The sequence below is a fragment of the Parabacteroides sp. KHUB-03 genome, from assembly GCF_056640975.1.
The window spans coordinates 530,604-544,966 of sequence record NZ_CM153257.1 but is presented as its reverse complement, the minus strand read 5'-3'; the positions used below and the strand labels follow the sequence as shown (position 1 = coordinate 544,966).

The 14,363-nt window shown below is 40.2% G+C and carries 15 protein-coding genes; 5 read left to right on the top strand and 10 right to left on the bottom strand.

The annotated features are described in order from the left end of the window. Positions 1–89 precede the first annotated feature (89 nt). The 10 genes from metK to miaB all read right to left on the bottom strand — a co-directional run bounded on the left by metK (position 90) and on the right by miaB (position 8,155). Positions 90–1,379, bottom strand: coding sequence for a methionine adenosyltransferase (metK, locus tag ACYIB7_RS02180; RefSeq protein ID WP_103983875.1), 1,290 nt, complete (start codon positions 1,377–1,379; stop codon positions 90–92). Positions 1,380–1,562: 183 nt separating this feature from the next. Continuing rightward, positions 1,563–1,991 carry a copper resistance protein NlpE gene (locus ACYIB7_RS02175; protein ID WP_099463592.1) on the bottom strand — a complete coding sequence of 143 codons (429 nt, stop codon included), beginning with the start codon at positions 1,989–1,991 and terminating at the stop codon, positions 1,563–1,565. Between the two features lie 90 nt (positions 1,992–2,081). Further along, a complete protein-coding gene (locus tag ACYIB7_RS02170) occupies positions 2,082–2,267 on the bottom strand; it encodes a hypothetical protein (protein WP_099463593.1) in 186 nt (61 codons plus the stop codon). Positions 2,268–2,291: 24 nt separating this feature from the next. Then, on the bottom strand, positions 2,292–2,756 hold the full coding sequence (folK, locus tag ACYIB7_RS02165) for a 2-amino-4-hydroxy-6-hydroxymethyldihydropteridine diphosphokinase (RefSeq protein WP_480337977.1): 465 nt from the start codon (positions 2,754–2,756) through the stop codon (positions 2,292–2,294). Between the two features lie 11 nt (positions 2,757–2,767). Next, positions 2,768–3,817 (bottom strand): tRNA preQ1(34) S-adenosylmethionine ribosyltransferase-isomerase QueA, encoded by a 1,050-nt coding sequence (gene queA, locus ACYIB7_RS02160; protein WP_480337976.1) that lies wholly within the window; start codon positions 3,815–3,817, stop codon positions 2,768–2,770. 9 nt (positions 3,818–3,826) lie between these two features. After that, the gene (truB, locus tag ACYIB7_RS02155; protein WP_103983877.1) at positions 3,827–4,537 is read right to left on the bottom strand and encodes a tRNA pseudouridine(55) synthase TruB; all 711 of its coding nucleotides are present in this window, start codon (positions 4,535–4,537) and stop codon (positions 3,827–3,829) included. Next, on the bottom strand, positions 4,537–5,331 hold the full coding sequence (locus tag ACYIB7_RS02150; protein ID WP_103983878.1) for an undecaprenyl-diphosphate phosphatase: 795 nt from the start codon (positions 5,329–5,331) through the stop codon (positions 4,537–4,539). Before ACYIB7_RS02150 ends, truB begins: the two co-directional genes overlap by 1 nt. Then, the gene (locus ACYIB7_RS02145; protein WP_103983879.1) at positions 5,328–5,564 is read right to left on the bottom strand and encodes a DUF3098 domain-containing protein; all 237 of its coding nucleotides are present in this window, start codon (positions 5,562–5,564) and stop codon (positions 5,328–5,330) included. The genes ACYIB7_RS02150 and ACYIB7_RS02145 overlap by 4 nt, the downstream gene beginning before the upstream one ends. An 18-nt stretch (positions 5,565–5,582) precedes the next feature. Then, a complete protein-coding gene (locus ACYIB7_RS02140; protein WP_103983880.1) occupies positions 5,583–6,461 on the bottom strand; it encodes a cell division protein FtsX in 879 nt (292 codons plus the stop codon). Positions 6,462–6,781: 320 nt separating this feature from the next. Beyond that, positions 6,782–8,155, bottom strand: coding sequence for a tRNA (N6-isopentenyl adenosine(37)-C2)-methylthiotransferase MiaB (miaB, locus tag ACYIB7_RS02135; RefSeq protein ID WP_103983881.1), 1,374 nt, complete (start codon positions 8,153–8,155; stop codon positions 6,782–6,784). A gap of 1,188 nt (positions 8,156–9,343) precedes the next feature. Between miaB and ACYIB7_RS02130 the strand changes: the two genes are divergently transcribed. The 5 genes from ACYIB7_RS02130 (at position 9,344) to pstB (ending at position 14,363) form a co-directional block, all read left to right on the top strand. Then, positions 9,344–9,802, top strand: coding sequence for a hypothetical protein (locus ACYIB7_RS02130; RefSeq protein WP_480337974.1), 459 nt, complete (start codon positions 9,344–9,346; stop codon positions 9,800–9,802). 77 nt (positions 9,803–9,879) lie between these two features. Next, positions 9,880–11,376 carry a butyryl-CoA:acetate CoA transferase gene (locus ACYIB7_RS02125; RefSeq protein ID WP_103983883.1) on the top strand — a complete coding sequence of 499 codons (1,497 nt, stop codon included), beginning with the start codon at positions 9,880–9,882 and terminating at the stop codon, positions 11,374–11,376. A gap of 140 nt (positions 11,377–11,516) precedes the next feature. After that, complete coding sequence (pstC, locus tag ACYIB7_RS02120) at positions 11,517–12,707, top strand: phosphate ABC transporter permease subunit PstC (RefSeq protein ID WP_103983884.1); 1,191 nt, start codon at positions 11,517–11,519, stop codon at positions 12,705–12,707. A gap of 5 nt (positions 12,708–12,712) precedes the next feature. Beyond that, a complete protein-coding gene (gene pstA, locus ACYIB7_RS02115) occupies positions 12,713–13,600 on the top strand; it encodes a phosphate ABC transporter permease PstA (RefSeq protein WP_103983885.1) in 888 nt (295 codons plus the stop codon). 10 nt (positions 13,601–13,610) lie between these two features. Continuing rightward, positions 13,611–14,363, top strand: a complete 753-nt coding sequence (gene pstB / locus ACYIB7_RS02110) for a phosphate ABC transporter ATP-binding protein PstB (protein ID WP_480337973.1) — start codon at positions 13,611–13,613, stop codon at positions 14,361–14,363.

The window sequence follows — 14,363 nt, the reverse complement described above, 5'->3', positions numbered from 1 at the left end:
TTTATTTCCCTATTTTTCAAAAGAAAAGCCGTTATCGCATACATAAAGCATACGAAAACGGCTTTTCATGAATTAAACAGGAAATATTCTTATTTCAAGCTAAATGCCTTCTTTACTTTGTCAACATAGTCTAGCTTTTCCCAAGTAAAAAGCTCAACTTCACAAGTAGTAGGCTTCGTGTTGTAACGAGACACAAATGTTTTCTTTACAACTTCAGGCTTACGTCCCATATGTCCATAAGATGCAGTTTCCAAATAAATCGGATTACGTAATTTCAAACGTTCCTCAATTGCCTTCGGACGCATATCAAATAAATCCCATATCTTAGCAGCGATCTCGCCATCAGTCATATTCACTTTGGCACGGCCAAATGTATTTACAAAGATATTCATAGGTTTTGCAACACCGATAGCATAAGATACCTGTACCAACATTTCATCGGCAACACCAGCTGCAACCATATTCTTTGCAATATGACGTGCTGCATAAGCAGCCGAACGGTCTACCTTCGAAGGGTCTTTTCCAGAGAAAGCACCACCACCGTGAGCACCTTTTCCACCATAAGTATCTACAATAATCTTACGGCCGGTTAAACCTGTATCGCCATGAGGACCACCAATCACAAACTTTCCAGTTGGATTTACGTGGTAGATAATTTCATCACTAAACAAAGACTGGACATGAGCCGGATATTGAGCTTTAACACGTGGTACAAGAATATTTTTCACGTCGGCAGCAATCTTCTTTTGCATAGCAATATCGGCTTCTTCCTGTGAAATACCTTTAGGGCTGATGAACTCATCATGTTGCGTAGAAACTACAATTGTATCAATACGCAAAGGTTTGCCATTGTCGTCGTATTCAATTGTAACCTGGCTCTTTGCATCCGGACGAAGATAAGGCATCAGATCCGGTTCATTTTTACGAATAGAAGCTAATTCCCACAACAGGCTGTGAGAAAGGTCTAATGCAAGAGGCATATAGTTTTCGGTTTCGTTTGTGGCATAACCAAACATCATACCTTGGTCTCCGGCGCCCTGATTATACGGATCTTCACGTTCCACGCCACGGTTAATATCACCGCTTTGTTCATGGATAGAAGAAAATACACCGCATGATTTAGCTTCAAACTGGTATTCGCTTTTCGTATAGCCGATCTTTTCAATCACGCCACGCGCTACTTCCTGCACATCTACATATGCACTTGATTTAACTTCTCCAGCCAAGACAACCTGCCCGGTTGTAACAAGGGTTTCGCAAGCAACTTTCGAGTTTTTGTCATAAGCCAAAAACTCATCAAGCAAAGCATCCGATATTTGATCGGCTACTTTATCGGGGTGTCCTTCAGACACCGATTCGGAGGTGAATAAATAACTCATTACTTCAATGATTAAATATGTATATTAGTAATGAATTGATTTAGGAGGAATTGTTTGCCGAACGGCTTAGAAAAGAGGTTTGTTTTTAGCATTTTTTCCTGTGGTTGCAAGCAATACAAATCTATCCACATCAATTCGGTTGCAAATATATACAAAATTTGTCAAACCTGGATATTTTAAGTTTTATTCTTTTGTTAAAATATAATGTTCGGCCAACGGACCTGTAATTTCTTTCTTATCACTGTCTAAACGGAACAGTTTATTTTCACCAACTTTATAATATTGATCACTATCACCATCGACTTTAAGGGTAAGCAGGTTTTTATCAAGTGTATATGTTCCTTTATCATCAAAAGTCCCATCTTTCCGGTCAATATATACAGAATGCAAAGTAAAGGTGTTATCCTTATTCAGCGTCAGAGTCGTCTCTATACCCGGACAATCCGCAGCAGGAAACGTACCGGTATAAACACCATCAACATCCAACGAATTCTCGGCATTATGCATATCTGCAACCGTTTCACTTTTCTTTTCTTCCTTATTTGTCTTTGAGCTGTTTACACAAGCCGTCATAAGAAAACAAGAACATAACAAAACAACAATCTTTTTCATACTCGATTCAATAATTAAACATTCACTTCTATTATTAAGAACACTATTTATATAAGTAAATGTTTTGGCAAACACACATTTACTTTCAGCCTATCCTCTGTTCTTTTTATTACGCATAGCTCTTTTATACTTATATTCCGCCTTCTTTTTTGCAGAGTCTGAGCCATGTGTACCCTTCAGGAAGTCCGAAAACTTAATCTTCTTACCATCTTTTGATGGTTCTTGTTTGGCCTTTTTAAAGACCATACCTTCTGTCAGTATTTTATTTATATCCATATTTATCTGTATTTACGGGTAAAATTATTTATACTTAAAACCGGCAAGTTCGGCAATTGTTTTATGAAAAACCGGATGAACCACATCCGGAGCTATCTCTGCCAACGGTTCCATCACAAAAGAACGTTTGTGCATTAGAGGATGAGGAATAGTAAGTTGCAAAGTCTGCATCACAATGTCGTCGTACATTAATATATCTATATCGATAATACGATCCTGATATGTACCATTACTTTTTTCCACACGCCCCATTTCAATCTCTATCAAGCGGGTTGCATCAAGCAGCTCTAATGGTGAAAGTAAGGAACGAAGCGCTAAAGCCGCATTCAAAAATGTATTTTCCGATTCAAAGCCCCAAGGTTCTGTTTCATATATATCAGAAAGGGCGAGAATATCTCCCACCCTTTCGGCTAACAACGCTGCCGCTGTTATTAAATTTCTTCGTTTATTTCCTATATTCGTTCCTAAACTAAGGTATGCTGTTGCCATTCGTAATATATTTACAGAATTAACATTGCATCACCATAGGCTCCAAAGCGATAGCCTTCTTTCAGAGCAACTTCATAAGCGTCCATTATCAGGTCGTAACCACCAAAAGAAGCAGTCATCATCAACAATGTAGACAATGGCATATGCAAGTTTGTCACCATGCTTGTAGCAACACTGAAATCATAAGGCGGGAAGATAAACTTATTCGTCCATCCCTCAAATTCCTTCAAATGGCCATCTGTGCTTACAGCTGTCTCAACAGCACGCATAACCGATGTCCCTACCGCACAAATCTGATGTCCGTTGTCTTTTGCCGTATTCACAATATTCACAACATCCGTATCAACAACCATTTGTTCCGAATCCATCTTATGTTTAGTCAGGTCTTCTACGTCTATTTCACGGAAGTTACCCAAACCCGAATGCAATGTAAGAAAAGCAAAACGGCAATCTTTTATCTCCAGGCGTTTCATTAACTCACGGCTAAAATGCAAAGCGGCTGCCGGAGCAACAACAGCGCCTTCTTCTGTTGCAAAAATATTCTGATAACGATCTTCATCATCTGCTTCTACCGGACGGTCTATATACTTTGGAAGCGGAGTTTCGCCCAAAGCGTATAAAGCTTTCTTGAATTCGTCATGATTACCATCATATAAGAAACGAAGCGTACGGCCGCGTGAAGTAGTATTATCTATCACCTCTGCCACCATAGAATCGTCTTCACCGAAATACAATTTATTACCGATACGAATCTTACGGGCCGGATCCACCAGCACATCCCACAAACGTAATTCTTCATTCAGTTCACGTAATAAAAAGACTTCAATGCGTGCCCCCGTCTTTTCCTTGTTCCCATATAAACGTGCGGGAAATACTTTTGTATTATTGAAGATAAATACATCTTTTTCTCCGAAATAATTCAGTATATCTTTGAAAACATGATGTTCAATCTCTCCGGTCTTACGGTTTACGACCATCATTCTCGATTCATCTCTGTTATTTGTCGGATGCAATGCTATCTGTTCCGACGGCAAATTAAATTTGAATTTCGACAGCTTCATAATGCTATTCTATTTATTTTCTTTTATTTCTATATCTACATTCTTTTCCAGAAAATCATCTATATCTTCCGGCGACATGCACATATCCAAAGTAACATCACCAATTCGCGTACGCTCTAATGCAACCAGATGGGCACCCGAGTGTAATGCAACCCCGATATCACGGGCTAAAGCACGAATATATGTGCCTTTACTACACACAACCCGTATTTTTACTATCGGCAAATTACATTCCAGCAATTCCATTTCATCTATCACCAATGTTTTTGCTTTCAACTCTACCTTTTCCCCTTTACGGGCCAGTTCATACGCTCGCTTTCCCTCAATCTTGCAAGCAGAAAAGACCGGCGGTATCTGTTGTATCGTTCCCACAAACGATTGCAAAACATCTTCCACCATCTTACAAGTAATATGCTCTGTCGGATAAACCCCGTCTACCTCTTTTTCCAGATCAAAAGAAGGAGTGGTTTCACCCAATTTCAGGGTTGCCACATACTCTTTCGTCTGATATTGAAGTTCATCAATTCTTTTAGTAGCCCTACCCGTACACACGATCATCACACCTGTTGCCAACGGATCAAGCGTACCGGCATGTCCCACCTTTATTTTCTTCACCTTAAGTTTACGCGATAATTTATAGCGAAACTTATTTACCAAATCAAAAGAAGTCCACCGCAGTGGCTTATTAAAACAAAGAACCTCTCCTGCAATAAAATCCATTAAACAAGCGAATATATAATCGTAAATAATCCGGCAACCACACAGTAATAAGCAAAATAAATAAGCTTTCCATTCTTCACCAGATTAATCATCCATCTACAAGCGATCGCTCCCGATACGAAAGCTGCTATAAAACCAGTGATCAAAGCAACTGACGATATTCCTGACTCTTCAGGAGAAAAACCACCTTTCATCAGATCCAGAAAGGCTTCTCCTAAAATCGGAATAATCACCATCAGAAAAGAAAACTTAGCAACCTGCTCTTTCTTATCGCCTAACAAAAGTCCGGTCGCAATAGTTGAACCCGAACGCGATAAGCCCGGCAATACTGCACAAGCCTGTGCTATACCGATAATAAATGCATCTTTAAAAGATATTTCTTCTTTCTGGCGCGGTTTTGCATAATAAGAAAATGCCAGCAACGCAGCCGTAACAAGAAGCATGCAGCCTACTATCAACAATCCGCTGCCAAATATTTCTTCCACATAATCTTTAAAGAAAACGCCCACAATTCCAACCGGAATCATAGACAATAATATTTTACAGACTGTCTTTGTTCCTTCATTCCATTTAAAGGAGAAAAAGGACTTGAACAAGAAGGACACTTCGCTCCACAAAACCACAATGGTGCTCAACACTGTAGCAGCATGCACCGCTACGGCAAATGTCAGATTCTCTTCTCCCTGAATACCAAACAGAGCGCTACCTATGGCCAGATGTCCGCTACTGCTAACCGGCAAAAACTCAGTAAGACCTTGTATTATACCCAAGATTAATGCTTCAAACCAGCTCATTCGGCTACTTCTTTACTTTTCTTCAGTATGCCGAAAATCATAATTACAAAGCCCAATACAGTCACAATCGGAGCGACAACAATACGGCGGGTACTAAATATTTCCGGGTTAAAAGAAACTCCGTCTACAGAGCCACCACCACTCATCAACATAAAGCCCACAACAATAAATACGATTGCAATTGCAATCAGTATAAAATTTTCTTTACCAAATGCAAAATCTCTCTTTGCCATCTTTCTATCTCTCTAATATTATATATAATACAATTTATCAACGCCCATTCTGAGATATTTGTTCACCGCAAATATTGTTGCTACGACAGATAATAAAATCCCTAATCCCAACACGGCAGCATATACAATAAGCAACGATTGAACATCCAATATCTGAATGAAACCTTTCAATTCATTCTGTAGATAGTATAACGCACCGGTCAACATCAATATTGCAAGTATAGATGCAAAAATACCACTTATCACATTATACCTTACAAAAGGTCTGCGAATAAAGCCGGGCGTAGCACCAACCAACTTCATTGTATGGATAAGGAAACGCTTCGAATAAATAAGTAAACGAATCGTATTACTGATAAGGACAAAGGATATGCACATCAGTACAACCGCCAATGTCAGCAATATTATTCCAACCCGCTTCATATTATTATGAACCATTTCCATCATATCCTTACGATAAAGCAAATCTGTAACAGAAGTATAGGTTCTTATTTGTTTCTCTATCAGTTTGAGGCTATCTGGATTAGCATATTCCGAATGCAGTTTTACCTCCATAGATGCTTGCAGCGGGTTAAAACCAAGAAAAGTCTCGGGATTTTCGCCAAGCTCTTCTTCCAATTCCTTTGCAGCTTGTTCTTTCGAAATATATTCTGTTGATTTAATAAAAGGCAATGCATCCAGACTTTTTTGCATTCGCTTAATATCGGCTTCCTTCTGGTTATCTTTTAACAATATGGAAAATGCTATATTTTCTTTTACATAAACAGAAAGCTTATTACTTAATAATCCCATCAAGAGAATCAGTCCTAACAAGAAAAGCACCAATGCTATACTGATTACAGAAGTAAGACGAGAATTAAAGAAAGATACAGTACTAACCTTTTTATTTTCAGCCATCAGACACGCTCTTAATTGAATTAAATAAATTGGGGAGATGCGTAAAGAGAACACACCTCCCAATTTTTCTGCAAAAGAACGAATTATTTGCGTAACGCCATACGTATTTACAAATCTTTAACCATAGAGAATTACTTCTTACATAAGAATCAATACCGTTTTTTTAATATTGGAATCCTCTACTTTTAGGCTGAAGTACGGGAAGAATTATTCTTTTGAGCCGCCCAAAATCAATTTTGACCTAGCTAAAAATTAATTTCGACCTGGGTCAAAATCAAATTCCACCCAGGTCAAAAACAAAAAACATCCTATACTTTTGATTAATTATCTACGGGTTCCCCGAATAAAGTAGCCGAAGATGCACGTAATATCCTCACTTTGATAAATTGTCCAACGTGATAGTTCCTCTTATCAAAGATTACCACTTTATTCTGGCTTGTACGGCCAAACAACTGTTCTCTTGAGCGTTTAGAGAAACCTTCAATCAAAACTTCGAATTCTTTACCTATATCACGCAGATTACTTTCTTCGGAAAGTTTATTTTGCAAATCGATCATACCTTGCAAGCGGCGTACCTTTTCTTCTTCAGGAACATCGTCAGCCAAATGCTTTGAAGCATAAGTACCCGGACGTTCAGAGTATTTGAAAAGAAATGCACTGTCATATCCCACTTCTCGCATTAAAGACAATGTTTCCTGGTAATCTTCCTCTGTCTCCGAATGGAAACCACAAAACAAATCGGTAGAGATTGCACAATCAGGAAGGATACGGCGGATAGCCGCAATACGATCCAAATACCATTCGCGCGTATATTTACGGTTCATAACCTTCAGCATACGCGAACTTCCGGACTGAGCCGGCAAATGAATATACCTACATATATTAGTATGAGCAGCTATCACGCGCAATGTATCATCACTCATATCTTTTGGGTGGGAGGTGACAAAACGAATACGCATATCAGGAGCAGCCAGGGCTACTTGCTCCAACAGAACAGGAAATGTTATCTGCTGCCCGTCTTTTTCAAACAAATAGGAGTTCACATTTTGTCCCAGCAATGTTACTTCCTTAAAACCTTTCTGACGCATATCCTGTATTTCATTCAATATACTTTCAACATCACGGCTTCTTTCACGTCCACGCGTATAAGGAACGATACAATAGGAACAAAAGTTATTACACCCGCGCATAATGGAAACAAATCCGCCGATATTCACACCACCCAACTTTAAAGGAATTACATCCTTATATGTTTCCTGTGTCGACAATTCCACATTAATTGCTTTTTCTCCATGCTCTACGGCACCAATCAGATTTGGTAAATCCATATAAGAGTCCGGGCCAGCAACCAAATCTACGCGATGTTCATTTATCAACTCCTCCTTAACCCGCTCAGCCATACAACCCAATACACCAACAATAAGCGACTTCTTCTTACGCTTTAACGATTGAAAATACTGCAAACGTCCATAAATACGTTGTTCGGCATTATCACGCACAGAACAGGTATTTACAAAAATTGCATCTGCTTCTTCAATATTTTCCGTCATGGAATAACCATCCATCTGCATGATAGAAGCCACAACCTCACTGTCAGCAACATTCATCTGACATCCGTAAGTCTCAATAAACAATTTCTTTTCTTCATTTACGACAGCAGATTTTAAGTCTGCGCCATTTTCTTGTTCAATCATCTTAATTACTAATAAAGTTTAAATAATAATTTCTCTAAAAAATAAACGAGAGAATATTTGCATGATTCAAATTACACGCTTATATTTGCATACGAAAAACGTAAATTTTTTCATAGTTAAGGTTTTGGTTAAATCAAATAAGGGTGGCTGTGAAGTTACCCTTATTTACTTTTATACCAGTCTGTTGATTTACTTTTCAATAATTATTCCTACATCTAAAGTGCAAAAACAATAAATGCTATTTAATCGAGTGATCTTCAAACCTTTTGACAGTCTAATATCTTCCTTCTGAAATTTTGGTAAAGATACTGGCAAACTTCCATTCCACAAAACGATAAACAAATAAAAAAACATAGCTCTCTATTCCGTTCAAAACTTGTTGTAAAATAGCAATATGATAAAAAGCGTCTAGATATTACTATCCAGACGCTCCTAAACTTAACTATGAAAAATTTATATTTTTACAGGATAAACATACGACTTATCTCAATTTGTTATTCATAAGATCATATATTACTCAGCATAATGTTTACATCTTCAATAATTAATATGTAGAAGCCCGGTTCTATCAGCTCATAAAACCGGGCTTCTCGCCAATAACCTACTTTACTTCTTCGCCTTTTTCATGATTCCTAAATTTTTAATTAAACAATCTATTCATACCAATTCGTTGATAAATATAGTACAAGGGAAAACCAAACTACCATACCGTCACAGGAAGGGCGGTCAATCGGCAACTTTATAAACTAAGACCATGAAAATTAACAAGACCGGGAAACGACCAGTGAAGACCGTAATTTTCCTACAAACGTCATTACCGGAACTTACGAACAGGTGTATGTAGATGTCAAATTTAGTGATGGCGAAGAAAGAGAAGTAATAATGCTAATACAACTCAACTTCAGTAAATAACGTAATAAAAGAGTGAATCACACTTCCAAAAGTCGTAACCTTCGGAACTCCGGATATAACCACTTTTTATTATGGCAAAGGTAAATAATTTAAAATAAGCGGAGGAACATATTGTAAAAGCGTAGAAAAAAAGAATCAAGGGATCTGTTTTATGCCAATGTCCAACATATTAAAAAATTGCAAAGCATTGAAGTTCAGAAAAAAGTTGTATTTTTGTCTAACTCTATTAGCAAAAACATAGTGTTTTAGCGTACGAAGTAAAAAATAATCAAAGTTATGGATAACGCAGGTGATTGGATATATATTGTTTTCCTAATCATTGCCGGAGTTAGCGGTTTGCTTAGCTCCGGAAAGGGGAAAAAACAGTCAAAGAATATACTTGGACGGCCGGGCAACGATATACCGGAAGACTCAGAACCGTCCCAGGAAAAAGGATTCTGGGAGATATTACAAGAAATGCAGGAGGAAAAACCTCAACCAGCCGCCCCCGATCAACCCCAAACAGTGATTAAGAACAGGCCAAACAAACAACAACAATTTTCTCAACCGGCAAAAACAGCAGTCCATCCCCCCTTTTTATCCGGAGAAAATATTCCGGAATCTAGTAAGGCTGCACCAATCTCAATACTACAACAGGAAGAAGAAAACGGCATTATACCGGAACAAACATTTACAGATATGGCAGAATTACGAAAAGCAATTATTTGCTCCGAGATTCTTAACCGTAAATATTAGTTACATCGTATTTTATATGTAATTTTGCGCCCGGATTTTAAACCGAAAGATTCACTACAAAATAAAAACAAATTATCATGGCATTAAAATTTATCACAGCTGAAGAAGCTGCTGCATTTGTTCATCACGATGATAATGTAGGCTTCAGCGGTTTTACACCAGCCGGCTGCCCGAAAGTCGTTCCAGGTGCTATCGCTAAAAAAGCTGCAGAAGAACACGCAAAAGGCAACCCTTTCCAAATCGGAATGTTTACAGGAGCCTCAACAGGAGACAAGCTTGACGGACAACTGGCACGTGCAAACGCAATCAAATTCCGTACTCCTTACCAGTCAAACAAAGACTTGCGCAACCTTCTAAACTCACACGGTGCCCAATACTTTGATATGCACTTATCGGAATTGGCACAAAACATGCGTTATGGCTTCCTGGGAAAAGTAGACGTTGCCATTGTTGAAGCTGCAGATGTAACAGAAAACGGCGAAATCGTTCCCACTTGTGGTGTTGGTATTTTACCTACTATCTGCCGCATGGCCGACCGCATCATTGTAGAATTAAACAGCCGTCATCCAAAAGAAATTCGCGGTATGCACGACATCTACGAACCGGCAGATCCTCCTTATCGTCGTGAAATCCCTATTTATACTCCATCCGACCGTATCGGTAGTGATTGTGTAAAGGTTGATCCGGCAAAGATCGTCGGCATTGTTAAAACAGACGAACCGAACGAAGGTGGTGCTTTCGCTCCGCTGGATGATGTTACAATGGCTATTGGTAAGAATGTTGCCAACTTCTTAGTAAGTGAAATTAAAGCGGGACGTTTACCAAAAGAATTTGTCCCCCTCCAGAGCGGCGTAGGAAATGTTGCCAATGCAGTATTAGGCTGTATGGGTGAAAACAAAGATATTCCGGCATTCAACGTATATACCGAAGTTATCCAGGATGCTGTTATCGGTCTGATGAAACAAGGCCGCGTTAAGTTTGCCAGCGGTTGTTCTTTGTCTGTAAGCAACGAAGTGATCCGCGAAATTTATGCCAACCTGGATTTCTTCAAAGACAAACTATTGCTTCGCCCACAAGAGATTTCAAACAATCCGGAAGTTGCCCGCCGCTTAGGCCTAATTGCTATCAACACGGCTCTGGAAGCGGATATTTTCGGAAATATCAACTCTACACACGTATCAGGCACCAAGATGATGAATGGTATCGGTGGCTCGGGAGACTTTACCCGTTCGGCCATGTTATCCATTTTCACAACACCTTCTACAGCAAAAGAAGGCAAGATCAGTGCATTTGTACCTATGGTTTCCCACCTCGATCACAGCGAACATTCTGTAAAGATCATCATCACAGAATACGGTGTAGCCGACTTGCGTGGCAAATCGCCAATCCAACGTGCAAATTGTATTATCGACAATTGTGTTCATCCGGATTACAAGCCATTATTGAAAGAGTATCTGGCAATGGGAATAAAAGGGCATACGCCTCAAAACCTGAAATGCTGTTTTGCTTTCCACGAAGAACTGGCAGCAAGCGGAGACATGCACAATGTAGATTGGAGTAAATATAATAAATAAGGACTCAACACAGACGGGCGTAAAACTGCACCCGTCTGTGTAATCCGAATGTAACATTCTTGAAATACATCTTTCAAACCCATTTAATACCGTCTTAACATCCGTACCGTTCCTTTGCGCTAGAATAAAGAGCAAAGAATGTGAGAAAGTTTATAGAAAAACTAGTTGAAGGAGGGTTACTGATAAGCGGCAGCATAAGCAGCCTCGCTATTTTACTTATAATTGTCTTCCTTTTCAAAGAAGCCGGGGGATTATTCAATAGCCCGGTCGTAGAAGAAGGTTATGTACTTGCCCTTAATAAAGACAATCCTGTAAAGCATTTATCGCCGGAAAAGATCATGGACGTTTTCGATGCCGAAATAACCAATTGGAAAGAATTGGGCGGTAAAGATGAAGATATTCTTGTATTCCGCTTCTCCGACCTTACCAACTACTATCCGGAAGAAGAACTTGGCGATGAATTCCAATACGTTCCTGATAAAATAAGCGAACTGGTCAATAAAGAACCCGGCATTATTGCATTCTTCCCCCAACAATATCTGGCTAAAGACTTTCAAGGCACAGTAATCTCGGGTGACAAAATTACACCTGCCGATTTCTTTGCCGGAACCGAATGGTATCCTACCTCAACCCCTGCGCCGATTTTCGGATTGATTCCGCTTTTGCTCGGTACATTATTAGTCAGTATCGGAGCTATTATAATAGCCCTTCCTTTCGGACTGGCCGTTGCCATTTACCTGGCCGAGATAGCCAATATCAAGACACGTTCTTTCCTGAAACCGGTAATTGAATTGCTTGCAGGCATTCCCTCGGTTGTATATGGTTTCTTCGGACTGGTAGTCATCGTGCCTCTCATACAAAAAATATTAGACCTGCCCGTAGGAGAAACCGCCTTTGCTGGTAGCGTGGTATTAGCAATCATGGCATTACCTACCATTATCACTGTAGCAGAAGATGCCATGCGTACCACTCCACGGGCTATGAAAGAAGCAAGTCTGGCTCTGGGGGCAACTCAATGGCAGACTATTTATAAGGTAATCATACCTTACTCCATATCCGGTATTACTTCGGCCGTAGTATTAGGTATAGGACGCGCGATAGGCGAAACAATGGCCGTATTGATGGTAACAGGTAATGCGGCTATCATTCCAACCTCATTCTTTGAGCCGGTACGTACCATTCCCGCTACAATTGCGGCAGAGTTAGGAGAAGCTCCGGCAGGAGGCGCCCATTACGAAGCCCTTTTCTTACTGGGAGCCGTGTTGTTTATCATCACACTGGTACTAAGTATTACCGTAGAATATATCTCATCAAAACGTAAAATCAAATAAAAGATATGACACCTATACAGCATTTGGGAAATATAGACCGCAAGAAACGTTTGTCGCAAAAGACAGCTTTCGGTTCCTTCACCTTCCTCAGTTATTCTGTAGTTGCGATTTTGTTTGTGATTCTTGGCTTCATCATTATTAAAGGAGCCAGTGTTATCAGTTGGGATTTCCTCACTACCGCACCGGAAGAAGGCATGACTGCCGGAGGAATCTACCCGGCTATTGCAGGTACACTCTATCTGGTATTAGGCAGCAGCCTTATCAGTTTCCCTATTGGCATTATGAGTGGTATCTATATGAACGAATATGCAACCAACGGCAAGATCGTACGTTTTATCCGTATTATGACAAATAACCTGAGCGGTGTGCCTTCGGTAGTATTCGGCTTGTTTGGCATGGCATTGTTTGTGAACACGCTGGGGTGGGGCGACTCCATTATAGCCGGTTCATTCACATTGGCGTTGATGTCTCTGCCGCTCATTATCCGCACCACGGAGGAAGCTCTTAAAAGCATTGACGATTCCTTCCGTCACGGAAGCCTGGCTCTGGGAGCAACCAAATTACAGACAATCCGCCGTGTGGTTCTTCCTATGGCTTTCCCTAATATCATCACCGGGCTGATACTCTCAATCGGACGTGTGTCGGGCGAAACGGCTCCTATCCTTTTCACGGTAGCTGCTTACTTCCTGCCCCATCTTCCCAAGAGTATATTCGACCAGTGTATGGCTTTGCCCTACCATTTGTATGTGATCTCAACCAGCGGAACCGATATCGAAGCTTCGCGCGGAATGGCATACGGAACGGCTTTGGTACTGATTGCGATTGTATTGGTTGTAAACCTGCTGGCAAATGCCTTACGCAACTATTTTGCCAAGAAAGTAAAAATGAATTAAGAACAAGATTATGATAAAGATTGATGCTCAAAACGTAGACTTTTATTATGGCGACTTTCATGCACTGAAACATATCTCGATGCAGATTGAAGCACACACATCGGTAGCCTTTATCGGCCCGTCGGGTTGCGGCAAGTCTACCTTCCTCCGCCTGTTTAACCGGATGAACGATTTGATACCCAATACGCACCTCACCGGAAATGTTTTCATAGACGGACGGAACATCTACGATAAGAGTGAAAAAGTAGACCAACTGCGAAAAAACGTAGGTATGGTATTCCAGAAACCCAACCCTTTCCCAAAGACTATTTATGAAAACGTGGCATACGGTCTTCGTGTAAATGGCATCAATGATGAATCGTACATCGAGGAAACTGTTGTAAAGACCATCAAACAGGTAGCCCTTTGGGATGAAGTAAAAGATAAACTGCGCGAATCGGCATTCGCACTTTCGGGAGGCCAGCAACAGCGCCTTTGTATTGCGCGCGCCCTGGCCATTTCGCCATCCATTCTGCTGATGGACGAACCGACTTCGGCACTCGACCCTATTTCGACCGGCAAGATCGAAGACCTGATACATGAATTGAAAGAGCAATATACCATCGTAATTGTTACCCACAACATGCAACAGGCAGCCCGTGTAAGCGATAAAACCGGCTACTTCTACCTGGGGGAATTAATCGAATATGGCGATACGCGTAAAATATTCACCAATCCGGAAAAGGAATCGACACAGAACTATATAACCGGACGTTTCGGGTAA

Bases quoted from the DNA above. Each gene is read 5' to 3' on its own strand.
- ACYIB7_RS02130 (WP_480337974.1), top strand. From the start codon at position 9,344: ATGGATAACGCAGGTGATTGGATATATATTGTTTTCCTAATCATTGCC.
- ACYIB7_RS02170 (WP_099463593.1), bottom strand. From the start codon at position 2,267: ATGGATATAAATAAAATACTGACAGAAGGTATGGTCTTTAAAAAGGCC.
- miaB (WP_103983881.1), bottom strand. From the start codon at position 8,155: ATGATTGAACAAGAAAATGGCGCAGACTTAAAATCTGCTGTCGTAAAT.
- ACYIB7_RS02140 (WP_103983880.1), bottom strand. From the start codon at position 6,461: ATGGCTGAAAATAAAAAGGTTAGTACTGTATCTTTCTTTAATTCTCGT.
- queA (WP_480337976.1), bottom strand. From the start codon at position 3,817: ATGAAGCTGTCGAAATTCAAATTTAATTTGCCGTCGGAACAGATAGCA.
- ACYIB7_RS02125 (WP_103983883.1), top strand. From the start codon at position 9,880: ATGGCATTAAAATTTATCACAGCTGAAGAAGCTGCTGCATTTGTTCAT.
- pstB (WP_480337973.1), top strand. From the start codon at position 13,611: ATGATAAAGATTGATGCTCAAAACGTAGACTTTTATTATGGCGACTTT.
- folK (WP_480337977.1), bottom strand. From the start codon at position 2,756: ATGGCAACAGCATACCTTAGTTTAGGAACGAATATAGGAAATAAACGA.
- ACYIB7_RS02150 (WP_103983878.1), bottom strand. From the start codon at position 5,331: ATGAGCTGGTTTGAAGCATTAATCTTGGGTATAATACAAGGTCTTACT.
- pstA (WP_103983885.1), top strand. From the start codon at position 12,713: ATGACACCTATACAGCATTTGGGAAATATAGACCGCAAGAAACGTTTG.
- ACYIB7_RS02145 (WP_103983879.1), bottom strand. From the start codon at position 5,564: ATGGCAAAGAGAGATTTTGCATTTGGTAAAGAAAATTTTATACTGATT.
- truB (WP_103983877.1), bottom strand. From the start codon at position 4,537: ATGGATTTTATTGCAGGAGAGGTTCTTTGTTTTAATAAGCCACTGCGG.
- metK (WP_103983875.1), bottom strand. From the start codon at position 1,379: ATGAGTTATTTATTCACCTCCGAATCGGTGTCTGAAGGACACCCCGAT.
- ACYIB7_RS02175 (WP_099463592.1), bottom strand. From the start codon at position 1,991: ATGAAAAAGATTGTTGTTTTGTTATGTTCTTGTTTTCTTATGACGGCT.